The sequence below is a fragment of the Pseudoalteromonas sp. SIMBA_162 genome (assembly GCF_046535955.1).
Classification (GTDB): domain Bacteria; phylum Pseudomonadota; class Gammaproteobacteria; order Enterobacterales; family Alteromonadaceae; genus Pseudoalteromonas; species Pseudoalteromonas marina.
This window is the reverse complement of record NZ_JAWJBQ010001012.1, coordinates 1-243: the sequence shown is the minus strand read 5'-3', so window position 1 is coordinate 243 and position 243 is coordinate 1. Positions and strand designations below refer to the sequence as shown.

Annotated in this window: 1 protein-coding gene; it reads left to right on the top strand. The window is 67.1% G+C overall.

Annotated elements, in window-relative coordinates:
* The coding region (locus R0J88_RS22770) for an ATPase, T2SS/T4P/T4SS family (protein WP_410901287.1) at window positions 1-243 on the top strand (243 nt) is incomplete at both ends.

Sequence of the window (243 nt, the reverse complement as noted above, 5' to 3'; positions counted from 1 at the left end):
CTGCAACTGGAGACCCTGGGCATGGACCCGGACCTGCTGGCGCGCCTGGATACCCTGATCCGCCAGCCCCACGGCATCGTCCTGGTCACCGGGCCCACCGGCAGCGGCAAGACCACCAGCCTCTACGCGGCCCTGGCCCGGCTGGATGCCAGCACCAGCAATATCCTCACCGTCGAGGACCCGGTGGAATACGACCTGCCGGGCATCAGCCAGATCCAGGTCAACGCCAAGATCGACATGACC